The sequence below is a fragment of the Sphingomonas sp. NPDC079357 genome (assembly GCF_044901155.1).
GTDB lineage: Bacteria > Pseudomonadota > Alphaproteobacteria > Sphingomonadales > Sphingomonadaceae > Sphingomonas.
The window spans coordinates 170,041-183,337 of sequence record NZ_JBJDOM010000005.1; the positions used below are offsets into that span (position 1 = coordinate 170,041).

The following is a 13,297-nucleotide window of genomic DNA, read 5'->3' on the forward strand; positions in this document are numbered from 1 at the left end:
GGTCGCGTGTGCAGGTTGGGAATTACATGACCCGGTTGATTGTCTCCGTCGTCGTGCTGCTGGTGATCGTGGTGGGCGCATTGTTCTTCTTTGCGGGCCGCGCGACCGAGCAGCCGGTCACGCGTGTCGAGAAGGCGGTCGAGCTTGGCAATCTCGCCGGCTAAACGCGCCGCGCTGGCCGGCGTCGCGGCGCTCGGCCTTGCGGCGGCGGCGATCGCGCAGGACCGTCCCGAATCGCTGTTGCCGCCCGGCTTCGGCGACGCGGCGCCTGCACAGGCGCCGGCCGCGCAGCCGAGCCCGGCCGCGACCGCGCCGGCCAATGCGCCGCGCGTCCAGGCGACGACCCCGGCCGGGCCGTTGCCGCCGCTTCCGCCGCTTCCGTTTTCTACGCCGACCGCCAGTCCGAGCCCGCAGCCGACCCCCAGCTACGTGCTGCCATCGTTCGCGCGGCGCTCGCTGGCGGCGGTCGGGGCCGACCGGGGGTTTGTGGGCGAGGCGTTCGGGAGCGCGGACGGGCGCTATGTCGAGCGGCTGATGCGCTATCTGTCAGCGCCTTTGCCGTCGCGGTGGCTGTCGATCAGCCTGCGGCGACTGTTGGTGGCGCAAATCGACACGCCACCGCGCGTCAACGGTGCCGATTTCGCCGCCGAACGCGCGTGGTTGTTGTTGCGAATGGGCGAATCGGTGTCCGCGCGGGCCGTCGCACAGGCGGTCGACAGCGACCGGGTGACCCCGAAGCTGCGCGAAGTGTGGATGCAGGCGGCGCTCGCGACCGGCGATCCCGCCGGGCTGTGTCCGCTCGCCGCGACGGCGGGTGAGAGCGAGCGGGCGTGGATCGTCGCGCGCGCGATGTGCGCCGGGCTGACCGGGGCCGGACGTACCCAGCCGTTGATCGCCGACATTCGCCGTCGCCGCGTTGCGAGCGGGATCGATCTGGCGCTGGCGCAGAAGGTAATGGGTGCCGGGCTCAACAGCCGGCAGGCGGTGACGATCGAGTGGGCGCCGGTGGTCCAGCTGACGGCGTGGCGATTCGGGCTCGCGACCGCGACCGGGGTCGCGGTGCCGGAAGAGCTTTACGGCACGGTCGGTGCGCAGGTGCGCGGCTGGCAGGCGCTGGCCCCGGCGATCCCGCTTGCCGAACGCGCCGCCGTCGCGGATCGCGCGGCGGCGCTGGGCGTGTTGTCGAGCGCGGCAATGGTCGATCTCTATGCGGCGATCGCCGAAGGGACTGACGCGCCCGCCGCGCTGTCAAACACGGCGGCAATGCTGCGCGACGCCTATGTCGGCAATGATCGCGCGACGCGGATCGCGGCGATGGTCAAGCTGTGGGAGGCGGCGGAGACGCCCGCGACGCGCTATGCGCGGCTGGTGCTGACCGCACGCGCCGCCGCACGGCTGCCGGCGCGCGCCAACGAGGCGCAGGCCGACCGGCTGATCGCGTCGATGCTGTCGGCGGGGCTGGATCGCACCGCGCAGCGCTGGCAGGGCGCGGTGCCGGTGGGCAGCGACGGCTGGGCGATGCTGTTGCTCGCCGACCCGGATGCGATCACGCAATTGTCCGCATCGACGATCACTGACTATGCGCCCACGGGCGGATTGGCCGACCGCAAGCGGCAGTTGTTCTTTGCTGGCATGGCGGGGCTCGGGCGGCTGCCCGCGGCGGCCGTCGACGATCTCGCCGGGAAACTGGCGGTGCCGGTCGCGCAGCGCAACGCCTGGACCAGCGCGCTGGAGCGTGCCGCGGGCGAGGGGCAGGCGGGAACGGTCCTGCTGCTCGCGGCGGTCGGGATGCAGGCCGATGGCTGGGCCAATGTGCCGCCCGCCGCGCTGTTCCACATCGTCCGGGCGTTGCGCGCGGTCGGGCTGGACGGCGAGGCGCGGATGATCGCGGCGGAGGCGATCGCGCGGCTGTGAGCGACGCGGCCGCGATCGATCGCTTTCTGGAGATGATGGCGGCACAGGCGGGAGCGGCGCAGAACACGCTGGCCGCCTATCGCCGCGACCTGATGCTGGCGTCCGCGGCGCTGGACGGTGGGTTGGCGGCGGCGGACGGCGCGGCGCTGGAGCGGCTGGCGGATGGCTGGGACGCGCTGTCGAAGGCGACGGTGGCGCGCAAGGCGGCGGCGCTGCGGCGGTTCTTCGGGTTCCTGATCGACGAGGGCGACCGCGCCGACGATCCCTCGCCGGCCTTGCCGCGGCCGGGGATGCAGCGGCGGCTACCGCGCACGCTCGATCACGGCGACGTCGACCGGCTGTTCGCGGCGATCGACGCGCGGCTGGCGCGCGATCCGGTGATCCCGACCGACCTGCGGCTGTCGGCGCTGTTCGAGCTGCTCTATGGATCGGGGCTGCGTGCGACCGAACTCGTCTCGCTGCCGCGCGGTGCGATCCATCCCGATCGGCCGTTCCTGATCCTCAAGGGCAAGGGCGGGCGCGAGCGGCTGGTGCCGATCTCGGACCGCGCGCGCGCGGCCGTGGCGGCGTGGCGCGCGCATGTCGCCACCGACCGCGCGTTCCTGTTCCCCTCGGGCGCGACGCATATCTCGCGCGTGCGGCTGTTCCAGCTGGTGCGCGCGCTCGCCGCGGAAGCGGGCATCGCGCCCGAGCGGATCAGCCCGCACGTGCTGCGCCACGCCTTCGCGACGCACCTGCTGGAAGGCGGCGCGGACCTGCGCGCGCTGCAGACGATGCTGGGCCATGCCGATATCGCGACCACTGAAATCTACACCCATGTCGACAGCAGCCGGCTGATCGAGCTGGTCAACGAGCGTCACCCACTCGTTGACGCGTTGCGAAAGCGCGCCTAGCTGCGCCCGATGCGAATTTTCCTCGACTTCGAGAAGCCCATCGCCGAGCTGCAGGCGCGCATCGACGAACTGCGCGAGACCGGCGCCGAGGGCACCGTCGACATTTCCGCCGAGATCGCCAAGCTGCAGGCGAAGTCGGACAAGCTGTTGAAGGACACGTTCGGCAAGCTGTCGCCATGGCAGAAGACGCAGGTCGCGCGTCATCCCGAGCGGCCGCACTTCAAGCATTATGTCGCCGGGCTGTTCGACGAATTCGTACCGCTGGCCGGCGATCGCGCGTTCGGTGACGATCAGGCGATCTTGGGTGGCTTTGCGACCTTTCGCGGGCAGCGCGTGATGGTGCTGGGCCATGAGAAGGGTGACGACACCGCCAGCCGGTTGCGCCACAATTTCGGGATGGGCAAGCCGGAGGGCTATCGCAAGGCGATCCGCTTGCTGGAGATGGCCGATCGCTTCGGGCTGCCGGTGGTGACGCTGGTCGATACGTCCGGCGCGTTTCCGGGTATCCAGGCCGAGGAGCGCGGGCAGGCGGAAGCGATCGCGCGCTCGACCGAGGCGTGCCTCGCGCTCGGCGTGCCGATGGTCGCGGCGGTGGTCGGCGAAGGCGGCTCGGGCGGCGCGATCGCGCTGGCGAGCGGCAATCGCGTGCTGATGTTCGAGCATGCGGTCTATTCGGTGATCTCGCCCGAGGGCTGTGCGTCGATCCTGTGGCGGACCGCCGACAAGGCCCCTGACGCTGCGGAAGCGATGAAGGTGACCGCGCAGGACCTGAAGGCGTTGGGCGTGATCGACGCGATCGTCCCCGAGCCGCTGGGCGGCGCGCATCGTGACCGCGACGGCGCGATCCGCGCGCTGGGCGATTGCCTCGAGCGGATGCTGCGGGATCTGGCGTTGCTGACGCCGGACGCGCTGCGGCAGGATCGCCGTATGAAGTTTCTGAAGATGGGGCGCGTCGGCTAGGCGCCCGGTGAATGTGACAAAGAAAAGGGCGGCGGGACCATTGTCCCGCCGCCCTATTGGTTACCGTCGTTCAACGCTTAGCCCGGATTGTTCGCCATCTTCGTCTGAACGTTGGAGAAGGTGGTGTTGAGCTGCGTGCCGATGCCGCGCATCGCGGCGATCGCAGCCACCGCGATCAGGGCAGCGATGAGCCCGTATTCGATCGCGGTCGCGCCCTTGCTGTTCTTCAGGAACGAGCGAATCTTCTGCATGTCGATCTCCAGTAGCAACCTAAATTCTGTACCCGCCGACGTCCCGTTCAGGTCCATCAGTGATCGTTCTAGAAGCGCAGGGTTGATAAAGGTTTAAGTGCGAGCCTATGATTTTGTTCAGCAACCTGGGACAGCGCAGATCCTCGCGCGCTAACGCACCATCGTCAGATTGCTGTTGATCGACGCGAACAGCCCGGTCACCGGATGGCCGATCGCGGACATGCCGCCGATCGCGGCGAGCGCGATCAGCGCGACGATCAGCCCGTATTCAACCACCGTTGCGCCGCGCGACTGTCGGGCGAGCGACCGAAGCAAGTCGGACCGGGAGCGGCGGGCGGCTGGACGTGGCATGGGCGGCAGGATAGCCGCGGCAGGTTAAGGAAGGATCGAAAGCGATGCTGGTGGTCGCCGCGGCGTTGGTGGATGCGGACGGGCGCTGTCTGATGCAGCAACGTCCGCGCGACAAACGCCATGGCGGGCTGTGGGAATTCCCCGGCGGCAAGGTGGAGCCCGGCGAGCATCCCGCCGCTGCGCTGGTTCGGGAGCTGGACGAGGAGCTGGCGATCGGGGTGGCAGTCGACGCGCTGATGCCGCTCGGCTTTGCCACCGACATGCCGGTGACGATGCTGCTGTATCACTGCGTCGCGTGGCGTGGCGAACCGCGGGCGCTGGCGGCGGAGGCGCTGTGCTGGGAGCGCCCGCCGGTGCTGGCACGGCTGCCGATGCCGCCGGTCGACGTGCCGCTGCTGGCGGCGCTTGCCCGCGCCCTGGCGGACGGCTAGGCCCGGCGATGCGATCAGGTGAGGGAATCCGGTAGGCAACGATCCGGAGCTGCCCCCGCAACTGTGACCGGCGAGCCGCTCGCCCCCCGTGTGCCACTGGATCGCGTGCGTTCCGGGAAGGCCGGGCGAACGGCGACGACCCGGGAGCCAGGAGACCTGCCCGATCGCGGTTGTCCTTCGCGCGGACGGGGTGTGCCGGGCGATCGGGAATTTTCCCGCGCGACGACGAACGGGTCGGGTCGGCGTGGGGATGACGGATTGAGCGACAGATATTCTCGAATTGTGCGCGTGGCGGCGGTCGCCTTGGCCGTGCCGGCGCTGACCGGTGCGGCACCGGCGCGAGCCCCGCGCGTCGTGTCGATTAACCCCTGTCTAGACGCGATGCTGATGCAGGTCGCCGATCCGGCGCAGATCGCGGCGGTCAGCCACTATTCGCACGATCCGCGCGCCACCTCGGTGCCGATCGCCTGGGCGCGGCGCTTTCCGGCGACCTCGGGGACGGCGGAGGAAGTGGTGGCGTTGCGTCCCGATCTGGTCGTGGCGAGCGGGCATGTCGCGCCTGCCACGGTCGCGGCGCTGACGCGGATGCATATCAGGCTGCGGCAATTCGCGCTGCCCGACTCGATCGCGGAGAGCGCACAGCAGGTGCGTGATCTTGCGGACGCGATCGGGCATCCCGCGCGGGGAGCGGCGCTGGCCGGGCGGATCACCGCGGCCGCACATCCCGCCGCCGTGCGCCCGGTGCCGGCGGTCATCTTCGGGCCGGGCGGGCTGGTGCCGGGGGCAGGGACGCTGCCCGACGAAATGCTGCGGCTGGCCGGGTTTCGCAACGCGAGCGCGGGCTATGGGCTGAAGCGCTGGGACGTTTTGCCGCTGGAATATCTGCTCGCTGATCCGCCGCGCGTCGTGCTGTCGGTCGCCGCCGCGCAAGGGGCGGGGGAGCGGATGGAGCGGCATCGCGCATTGCGGCGGCTGGGAACGCGCGTGACGATCGCGCCGTTCGCCGGGCGGCTGATGAATTGCGGCGGGCCGACGATCGTCGATGCGATAGCGCGGTTGCGGGCCGTGCGCGCGCAGGTGGCGGCACGATGACGCGCGCGACGATGCTGCTGGCAGTGGGCGTGCTGCTCGTCGCCATGCTGTCGGTGGCGGCGGGCAAGGTGTGGGTGCCGCTCGACGGCTGGACCGCCGCCGATCCGCGCTCGATCATCATCGTCGAGCTGCGACTGCCGCGCACGATCCTTGCGCTGGCGGTCGGCGCGGCGCTGGGCATGTCGGGGGCGACGATGCAGGGCTATCTGCGCAACCCGCTCGCCGATCCGGGGCTGTTCGGCGTGTCGTCCGGGGCGGCGTTCGGGGCGGTGTGCTCGCTGTATTTCGGTTACGCGGCGCAGACGTGGCTGTTGCCTGGTTTCGCGTTGACCGGCGCCGCGGTCACGATGGGGGCGCTTGCGCTGATCGCGGGGCGGTCGGGCAGCCTGATCCTGTTCACGCTCGCGGGGATGATTCTGACCAGTATCACCGGCTCGCTGACCGCGCTGGCGCTCAGCCTCGCGCCGACGCCCTTCGCCGCGTCGGAGATCATGACATGGCTGATGGGCGCGCTGACCGACCGGAGCTGGGACGAGGTGATGGTGTCGGTGCCACTGATCGCGCTGGGGCTGGCGGTGCTGGCACGGACCGCGCGGTCGCTCGACGCGCTGACGCTGGGCGAACAGGCGGCGCGGTCGATGGGAGTCGATCCACGGCGACTGCAACTGGCGGTGATCGTCGGCGTCGCGCTGACGGTCGGCGCGTCGGTGGCGGCGGCGGGGGTAATCGGATTCGTCGGGCTGATCGTGCCGCATCTCGTCCGGCCGTTTGCGGGGCATCGCCCGTCCGCGACCTTGCTGCCCGCTGCGCTGGCCGGTGCGTTGCTGCTGACGCTGGCGGACAGCCTCGTGCGGCTGGCCCCGACGGTCAGCGAGCTGCGACTCGGGATCGCGATGTCGATGCTGGGCGGGCCGTTCTTCCTCTACCTGCTGATCGCGATGCGGCGGCGGCTGGCATGAGCATGCTGTCAGCGGAAGGCGTCACGCTGACGCTAGGCGGCAAGACCGTTCTGGAGTCGGTCGATGCCGCCTTTGCGGGCGGGCGTGTCACCGCGCTGCTCGGCCCGAACGGGGCGGGGAAGAGCAGCCTGCTGGCGTGCCTCGCCGGGCTGCACGTACCCGCGACCGGGCGTGCGGCGCTGGATGGGGCCGACGTGCGGGCGCTGTCGGCGCAGGCACGGGCGCGGCGGATCGGCTTTCTGCCGCAGGCGGCGGACGTGCACTGGAACATCGACGTGGCGACGCTGGTCGCACTCGGGCGACTGCCGTGGCGCGGGCGCTGGGGCGAGACGGCTGCGGACCGCGTCGCGGTGGAGGCGGCGCTTGCCGCGACCGGCATGACCGGCTTCGCGCGGCGCGGGGTCGAGCATCTGTCGGGCGGGGAGCGCGCGCGCGCCTTGCTGGCGCGGGTGCTCGCCGGACAGCCCGAGTGGCTGCTCGCCGACGAGCCGCTCGCCAGCCTTGACCCGGCGCACCAGCTCGAGGTCGGCGCGCAGCTTCGCGCGGTTGCGGCGGGGGGTAGCGGGGTGGTGCTGGTGGTCCACGACCTGAACCTCGCGGCGCGGCTGGCGGACGATGTCGTGCTGCTACGTGACGGTCGCGTGGTGGCGTCCGGGGCGGCGGAGGACGTGCTGACCGCCGCGCTGGTCGGCGAGACCTACGGGCTGACCGTCGAGACCGGCATCACCGCCACGGGGCAGCGCTACATTGTTCCGGTCGGGCGGCCCGGATGACACGGGCCGCTGGAGGCGCGACCGGGAATCGAACCCGGGTGCAAGGATTTGCAGTCCTCTGCGTCACCACTCCGCCATCGCGCCTCGAGGCCGGTGAGGGCGCGCAGATGCGGGCGTGGCGGCATGATGTCAAGCCGCCGATTGCAAAGTGTGTTCCGCGCGCGATACAAGCCCGTTGGCGCAACGTGTGTTGCATCGATAAAACAGCTATGCCACAGGACGGCTCATGACCCTCTCCGCCCCCGCTCTCCGGAATGACGATTTCACCGCGATGCGCCAGGCGATGGTCGCCAGCCAGTTGCGCACCACGCAGGTCAACGATCCGCGCATCGTCGCGGCGATGGCCGAGGTGCCGCGGGAGCGCTTTGTGCCCGCGCACGCCGCCGCGCTCGCCTATGTCGATCGCGCGGTCGAGCTGGGGCAGGGGCGCGCGCTCAACACGCCGCTCGCCACCGCGCGGCTGCTGGTGCAGGCGCGGTTGCAGCCGGGTGACCGCGTGCTGCTGATCGGCGCGGCGGCGGGCTATACCGCCGCGGTGCTGGCGTCGCTGGTCGCCGAGGTGGTCGCCGTGGAATCACTTCCCGCGCTGGCCGCGCATGCGCGCGACGCGCTGGCGCAGACCCCTAACGTCACGCTGGTCGAAGGGCCGCTGGAGCACGGCCATCCGGCCGGCGCGCCCTATGACGTACTGATCGTCGACGGCGCGATCGAGGAGCTGCCGTCGACGCTGGCGTCGCAGGTCGCCGATGGCGGGCGGATCGTCAGCGGACTGGTCGATCGTGGCGTGTTCCGGCTGGCGGCAGGAACGCACCGCGGCGCGGCGACTGCGCTGACGCCGTTCGCAGACATCGATTCGGTCCCGCTTCCCGGCTTCGCGCGCCCGCGCAATTTCACCTTCTAAGGATCACCCCCTTGCGCCTTCGCTCGCCGTCGCTGCTGTCATCGGTTGCCGTCACGCTGGTGCTGGCCGGGGCGATCCCTGCGTCGGCGGAGACGCTGCGCGAGGCGCTGGTGCGCGCCTATCGCGACAATCCGACGCTCAACGCGCAGCGCGCGGCGCAGCGCGCCAACGACGAGAACGTGCCGATCGCGCGCGCGCAGGGACGACCGAGTGCTTCGGCGCAGACCGGGCTGACCGACAATTTCCTGCGCGGCGGCAACAGCTTCACGACGCCAGAACGCCGGCTGGATGCGCAATTGGGCGTGACGGTGCCGCTGTATCAGGGCGGACGCGTCCGCAACGGCGTGCTGGCGGCGGAGACGCGCGTCGAGGCCGGGCAGGCGAACCTTCGCGGCACGGAGGCGACGACCTTTACCGACGTGGTCAGCGCCTACAACAATGTGATTCGCGACGAGGCGATCGTCGGGCTCAACACGCAGAACGTCCGCGTGCTGGAAACCAATTTGCGCGCCAGCCGCGACCGGTTCGAGGTCGGTGATCTGACCCGCACCGACGTCGCGCAGTCCGAGGCGCGCTTGAGCCTCGCGCGCGCGCAGCTGCAATCGGCGCAGGCGACGCTAATCTCCAGCCGCGAGAATTACGTGCGGCTGGTCGGATCGCCACCGGGTGTGTTGGAATCACCGCCCGCGCTGCCGGCATTTCCGCCGTCCGCCGATGGCGCGGTCGACATCGCAATGCAGGACAATCCGAACCTGATTGCGGCGCGGCGCGTGCGCGACGCCACCGATTACGACATCCGCGTCGCGCGCGCCAACCGTCGTCCCCAGGTGAACGCGACGTTGGGGCAGAATTATTTCAATTTTCTCGGCTCGCTCGGGCAGGGCAGCGCGACCGGACTTGGCAGCCTCCAGACCGGCAATGCGACCAGCGCGGGCGTAACGCTGAACGTGCCGCTCTATCAGGGCGGGCGTCCGGGGGCGCTGGTGCGGCAGGCGCAGGAATTGCGCGGGCAGGCAATCGAACAGGCGACCGCGACCGAGCGACAGGTGATCGCCTCGGCGCGCTCGGCGTATGCGGTGTGGCGCTCCTCGCTGGAGGTGATCGCGTCGAGCGAGGCGGCGGTCAACGCCAACAAGCTGAGTCTTGAGGGCGTGCGCGCCGAGAACAGCGTCGGCACGCGTACCGTGCTCGACATCCTCAACGCCGAGCAGGAACTGCTCAACAGCCAGGTGACGCTCGTTTCGGCGCGCCGCGACGCTTATGTTGCGGGCTTCGCGCTGCTGGCGGCGATGGGCCATGCCGAAGCGGAGGATCTGGGACTGGACGGCGGACCATTGTATGATCCGACGATCCATTTCGCCAAAGTCCGTGGCAAGCTGAACGACTTCGATGACGGACAGCGCGCCGTTCCGGTGTCGCGAAGCACCTCCGACAGCCCCGCGCAGACCGCGGTCGTGACGCGTCCGCTCGATCCGCTGCTCGAAAGCAATGTTGACAGGACGCCTGCATTGACGACAGGTGTCGACACACCACGCCCGTGATCACTCGGGCAGCGTTGTGAGGTTGACCCGATGGGGGATTTGAGCGGCGAGCCGTCGATGGAAGACATCCTCGCCTCGATCAAGCGGGTCATCAAGGAGGGCGACGCGCCCGCGCCGCGGCGTGCGCCGCCGCCCGCGCCGGTGACGCGCGACGATGACGAACCGGTCCGCGACCAGATCCTGGAGCTGAACGAGCCGCTGGGCGCGCCCGAGCCGGTGGCTCCGCCGCCTGCCTCGTTCGCGCCGCCGCGCATGGCCGAGGCGTTCGAGGAGCGGATCGCGCCGTCGGTTGCTCCGGCTCCGGCTCCGGCTGCTGCCTCGCCTGCGGGCGTCACGCCCGCTCCGCTTCCCGAACCCGCGCCGGTAGCGGCTGCTCCGACATCGGCGCCTGTGCCGGAACCGGCACGCGACGACCCGCCGGTCGTGTCGGCCGCGACCGTGCAGGCGACGCGCGGCGCGCTGGGCGCGCTGTCGAAGCTGATCGTCAAGCCCGAGCCGGACGGCGACGGAACGCTGGAAGGTCTGGTGCGCGAAATGCTGCGGCCGATGCTGAGCGACTGGCTCGACCAGAACCTGCCGCAGCTGGTCGAGCAGATGGTGGCGCGCGAGATCGCCAAGATCACCAAGCAGGGGTAACAGCCGAAGGGCCCGGGGCAACGAAGGAAGGCCAGGGAAACTGATCCCGACGGCCTGATTGTCTCTCACGCAACCTTCTGCTTTATCATCGCGGGCATGAAGATGCTGACCTCCGCGACTCTGTTCGTGCTTGCCGCCTCCGCCGCCGCGCCCGCGCTCGCCCGGCAACTCACCATCGATGACGTGACCACGCTCAGCCGCGTCGGCGCGCCGACAATGTCAAAGGACGGTCGCTGGCTGGTCTGGGCGCAGCGGGAAACCGATGTCGCTGCCGATCGTGGTCGGTACGACCTGTGGAAGCTCGACCTGTCGCGCAAGGGGGCGCCGGCGGTGAAGCTCGCCGCCGATCCGCAGCTCGACGAGAACGATCCGCAGCTGGTCGGCAACACCGTCTATTTCACCGCCGACGATGCGCTCTGGTCGGTGCCGGTAACGGGCGGGACGCCGCGGCGGCTGACCGATTTCAAGGGCGGGTTCAACGGCTTCAAGGTTGCGCCGACCGGCGACCGCGTGCTGATCTGGGCGGACCGTCGCCCCGGCGCGCCGTCGCTGGAGCCGGCGACCGACAAGAAGCCCGCCAATGCCGGCAACGGTCGCACGTACGATCGATTGTTCGTGCGGCATTGGGATACGTGGGCGGACGGCAATCGCTCGCAGCTGTTCGTGCTGCCGCTGACGGCTGCGGGTGCACGCGGCAACGGGCAGGCGCTGGCACCCGCGTTGCTGGGGGACACGCCGTCCAAGCCGTTTGGCGGCGCGGAGGAAGTGAACTGGAGCCCGGATGGCCGCACCGTCTATTTCGCGCTGCGCGAGCCCGGACGGATCGAGCCGCTGTCGACGAATCTCGATATTTTTTCGGTACCTGCCGACGGCAGCGCCGCGCCGACGAACCTGACCGCCGCCAATCAGGCGACCGATACGCAGCCGGCGGTGTCGCCCGACGGGCGCAAGCTGGCGTGGCTGGCGATGCGGCGCGCGGGTTATGAAGCGGATCGGTTCGTGGTGATGGTGCGCGATCTGGCGACGGGGCAGACCGTCTCGCTGACCGAGCGCTGGGATCGCTCGCCGGGGTCCCTGCAATGGGCGCCCGATTCGCGCTCTCTTTATGTCACCGCCGACGACACGCAGGAAACGCCGCTGTTCCAGGTCGATATCGCGCATGGACAGGTCACGCGGCTGACCGGCGAGGGGCATGTCTCGGGCGTCGCGGTCGGTCCGCAGGGCGTGGTGGTGGCGATGAACAGCCTGACCGCGCCCGACGATTTTTATCGCGTCGGGCCGCAGCGCAGCACGTTGCGGTTGACGCAGGTGAACGCGGCGCGGTTGGCCGGTATCGAGATGCCAACGGTGGAGCGGTTCAGCTTCAAGGGCGCGAACGGGGACACCGTCTGGGGCTATGCGGTGCGCCCATATGGCGCCGGGGGCAAGGTTCCGGTCGCGTTTATGGTGCACGGCGGGCCGCAGGGATCGAGCAACAACAGTTGGTCGTACCGCTGGAACCCCGCGGTGTTCGCGGGTGCCGGTTATGGCTTGGTCGCGGTCGATTTCCACGGCTCGACCGGTTACGGGCAGGCGTTCACCGACGCGATCCGCAACAATTGGGGCGGCTGGCCGCTCGAGGACCTGCAGAAGGGCCTCGCCGCCGCGACGACGAAGTTCGCGTGGCTCGACGGCGACAACGCCTGCGCGCTCGGCGCGAGCTATGGCGGCTATATGATGAACTGGATCGAGGGGCGATGGCCCGATCGGTTCAAGTGCATCGTCCAGCACGACGGCGTCTTCGACGCGCGCGCGATGGCCTATGAGACCGAGGAATTGTGGTTCGACGAATGGGAGCATGGCGGCAAGGCGTACTTCCAGGACCCGCAGGCTTTCGAGAAGTGGAACCCGGTCAATTACGTCGACAAGTGGAAGACGCCGCAGCTGGTGATCACCGGCGAGAAGGACTTCCGCATCCCCTACACGCAAGGGCTGGCGGCGTTCACCGCGCTCCAGCGGCGCGACATCCCGTCGCGCCTGCTGGTGTTCCCGAACGAAAACCATTGGGTGCTGAAGCCGTCGAATTCGCGGCAATGGTATCGCGAGGTGCTGGGTTGGATGAACCGCTGGACGAAGGGGGCGGGCGTTCGCTGATTGAAGATCAGGCGGCGGGGAGGCGCGGGAACAGCTCGCGTTCTTCCCACGCCAGTCGCATCCGCATCCGCTGCTGCAGCTTGAGCACCGCCTTCGTATAAATATCCCACTCGGCGGGGATGCGCGCGGGCGGCCAGGCGCGGACGTGTGCGCTATATTCGGCGAGCAACGACTGCATGTCCGCTGCCAGCGCAGCGGCGAGCGGTGCACCGGGTAGCGTGGCGGAGGTTTGATCGTCTTCGTCGACCCGGTGGCGGTGCAACAGCTGCGAAAACAGCACGCGCTCCCGCAACATTTCGGCCGCGATCGCATCGTGCCCGCGCGTCAACAGCGCGGCAAAGCGCTCCATCGCCGCGCGGATCTCATCATGATCGTTCTGGAATCGCTTCATTTCGTCAGTCTTGCCCCGTCGATCCGGTTGATAGGTCGCGCAGGTTAAGCAAGTGTTGGGCGGCGGCTTCT

At 69.8% G+C, this 13,297-nt stretch carries 15 protein-coding genes, 1 tRNA gene and 1 riboswitch; of the genes, 12 read left to right on the forward strand and 4 right to left on the reverse strand.

Translation table 11 applies throughout. The features are described from left to right. Positions 1-26 precede the first annotated feature (26 nt). From ACI2JO_RS15515 to ACI2JO_RS15530, 4 genes are read left to right on the forward strand one after another with little or no spacing between them, the layout of a single operon-like run. Positions 27-164, forward strand: coding sequence for a hypothetical protein (locus ACI2JO_RS15515; protein ID WP_184033684.1), 138 nt, complete (start codon positions 27-29; stop codon positions 162-164). Beyond that, entirely contained in the window at positions 145-1,914 is a 1,770-nt protein-coding gene (locus ACI2JO_RS15520) for a hypothetical protein (RefSeq protein WP_404721516.1), read from the forward strand. The genes ACI2JO_RS15515 and ACI2JO_RS15520 overlap by 20 nt, the downstream gene beginning before the upstream one ends. After that, positions 1,911-2,807 (forward strand): tyrosine-type recombinase/integrase, encoded by an 897-nt coding sequence (locus ACI2JO_RS15525; protein ID WP_404721517.1) that lies wholly within the window; start codon positions 1,911-1,913, stop codon positions 2,805-2,807. Before ACI2JO_RS15520 ends, ACI2JO_RS15525 begins: the two co-directional genes overlap by 4 nt. A gap of 9 nt (positions 2,808-2,816) precedes the next feature. Further along, on the forward strand, positions 2,817-3,767 hold the full coding sequence (locus tag ACI2JO_RS15530) for an acetyl-CoA carboxylase carboxyltransferase subunit alpha (protein WP_404721518.1): 951 nt from the start codon (positions 2,817-2,819) through the stop codon (positions 3,765-3,767). Between the two features lie 77 nt (positions 3,768-3,844). Here ACI2JO_RS15530 and ACI2JO_RS15535 read toward each other — a convergent pair whose 3' ends face one another. Both ACI2JO_RS15535 and ACI2JO_RS15540 read right to left on the reverse strand, forming a co-directional pair. Continuing rightward, a complete protein-coding gene (locus ACI2JO_RS15535; protein ID WP_184033697.1) occupies positions 3,845-4,018 on the reverse strand; it encodes a Flp family type IVb pilin in 174 nt (57 codons plus the stop codon). Positions 4,019-4,168: 150 nt separating this feature from the next. Continuing rightward, positions 4,169-4,369, reverse strand: coding sequence for a Flp family type IVb pilin (locus ACI2JO_RS15540; protein WP_404721519.1), 201 nt, complete (start codon positions 4,367-4,369; stop codon positions 4,169-4,171). A gap of 44 nt (positions 4,370-4,413) precedes the next feature. Here ACI2JO_RS15540 and ACI2JO_RS15545 point away from each other — a divergent pair, with 44 nt between their 5' ends. From ACI2JO_RS15545 to ACI2JO_RS15560, 4 genes are all read left to right on the forward strand, one after another. Beyond that, complete coding sequence (locus tag ACI2JO_RS15545; protein ID WP_404721520.1) at positions 4,414-4,800, forward strand: (deoxy)nucleoside triphosphate pyrophosphohydrolase; 387 nt, start codon at positions 4,414-4,416, stop codon at positions 4,798-4,800. Beyond that, positions 4,800-4,979, forward strand: a riboswitch (cobalamin riboswitch). It overlaps the preceding gene by 1 nt. Positions 4,980-5,058: 79 nt before the next feature. Beyond that, positions 5,059-5,892: an ABC transporter substrate-binding protein gene (locus ACI2JO_RS15550; RefSeq protein ID WP_404721521.1), complete on the forward strand. Its 834-nt coding sequence runs from the start codon at positions 5,059-5,061 to the stop codon at positions 5,890-5,892. Next, a complete protein-coding gene (locus ACI2JO_RS15555) occupies positions 5,889-6,851 on the forward strand; it encodes a FecCD family ABC transporter permease (RefSeq protein ID WP_404721522.1) in 963 nt (320 codons plus the stop codon). The genes ACI2JO_RS15550 and ACI2JO_RS15555 overlap by 4 nt, the downstream gene beginning before the upstream one ends. Beyond that, positions 6,848-7,624, forward strand: a complete 777-nt coding sequence (locus ACI2JO_RS15560) for an ABC transporter ATP-binding protein (protein WP_404721523.1) — start codon at positions 6,848-6,850, stop codon at positions 7,622-7,624. The genes ACI2JO_RS15555 and ACI2JO_RS15560 overlap by 4 nt, the downstream gene beginning before the upstream one ends. Positions 7,625-7,634: 10 nt before the next feature. Here the strand turns inward: ACI2JO_RS15560 and ACI2JO_RS15565 are convergent. Further along, a tRNA-Cys gene (locus ACI2JO_RS15565) sits at positions 7,635-7,708 on the reverse strand. Between the two features lie 142 nt (positions 7,709-7,850). Here ACI2JO_RS15565 and ACI2JO_RS15570 point away from each other — a divergent pair. From ACI2JO_RS15570 to ACI2JO_RS15585, 4 genes are all read left to right on the forward strand, one after another. Further along, complete coding sequence (locus ACI2JO_RS15570) at positions 7,851-8,525, forward strand: protein-L-isoaspartate O-methyltransferase (protein ID WP_404721524.1); 675 nt, start codon at positions 7,851-7,853, stop codon at positions 8,523-8,525. 11 nt (positions 8,526-8,536) lie between these two features. After that, a complete protein-coding gene (locus tag ACI2JO_RS15575) occupies positions 8,537-10,066 on the forward strand; it encodes a TolC family outer membrane protein (RefSeq protein ID WP_404721525.1) in 1,530 nt (509 codons plus the stop codon). 30 nt (positions 10,067-10,096) lie between these two features. After that, a complete protein-coding gene (locus ACI2JO_RS15580) occupies positions 10,097-10,702 on the forward strand; it encodes a DUF2497 domain-containing protein (RefSeq protein ID WP_404721526.1) in 606 nt (201 codons plus the stop codon). 96 nt (positions 10,703-10,798) lie between these two features. Next, positions 10,799-12,835: a prolyl oligopeptidase family serine peptidase gene (locus tag ACI2JO_RS15585; RefSeq protein ID WP_404721527.1), complete on the forward strand. Its 2,037-nt coding sequence runs from the start codon at positions 10,799-10,801 to the stop codon at positions 12,833-12,835. Between the two features lie 7 nt (positions 12,836-12,842). On the opposite strand, the gene ACI2JO_RS15590 is transcribed toward ACI2JO_RS15585, so the two are convergent. Continuing rightward, entirely contained in the window at positions 12,843-13,226 is a 384-nt protein-coding gene (locus tag ACI2JO_RS15590) for a hypothetical protein (RefSeq protein WP_404721528.1), read from the reverse strand. Positions 13,227-13,297 lie beyond the last annotated feature (71 nt).

Coding starts and splice junctions, on each gene's coding strand:
- ACI2JO_RS15590 (WP_404721528.1), bottom strand. CDS start 13,226: ATGAAGCGATTCCAGAACGATCATGATGAGATCCGCGCGGCGATGGAG.
- ACI2JO_RS15585 (WP_404721527.1), top strand. CDS start 10,799: ATGAAGATGCTGACCTCCGCGACTCTGTTCGTGCTTGCCGCCTCCGCC.
- ACI2JO_RS15515 (WP_184033684.1), top strand. CDS start 27: ATGACCCGGTTGATTGTCTCCGTCGTCGTGCTGCTGGTGATCGTGGTG.
- ACI2JO_RS15560 (WP_404721523.1), top strand. CDS start 6,848: ATGAGCATGCTGTCAGCGGAAGGCGTCACGCTGACGCTAGGCGGCAAG.
- ACI2JO_RS15535 (WP_184033697.1), bottom strand. CDS start 4,018: ATGCAGAAGATTCGCTCGTTCCTGAAGAACAGCAAGGGCGCGACCGCG.
- ACI2JO_RS15580 (WP_404721526.1), top strand. CDS start 10,097: ATGGGGGATTTGAGCGGCGAGCCGTCGATGGAAGACATCCTCGCCTCG.
- ACI2JO_RS15545 (WP_404721520.1), top strand. CDS start 4,414: ATGCTGGTGGTCGCCGCGGCGTTGGTGGATGCGGACGGGCGCTGTCTG.
- ACI2JO_RS15555 (WP_404721522.1), top strand. CDS start 5,889: ATGACGCGCGCGACGATGCTGCTGGCAGTGGGCGTGCTGCTCGTCGCC.
- ACI2JO_RS15570 (WP_404721524.1), top strand. CDS start 7,851: ATGACCCTCTCCGCCCCCGCTCTCCGGAATGACGATTTCACCGCGATG.
- ACI2JO_RS15530 (WP_404721518.1), top strand. CDS start 2,817: ATGCGAATTTTCCTCGACTTCGAGAAGCCCATCGCCGAGCTGCAGGCG.
- ACI2JO_RS15540 (WP_404721519.1), bottom strand. CDS start 4,369: ATGCCACGTCCAGCCGCCCGCCGCTCCCGGTCCGACTTGCTTCGGTCG.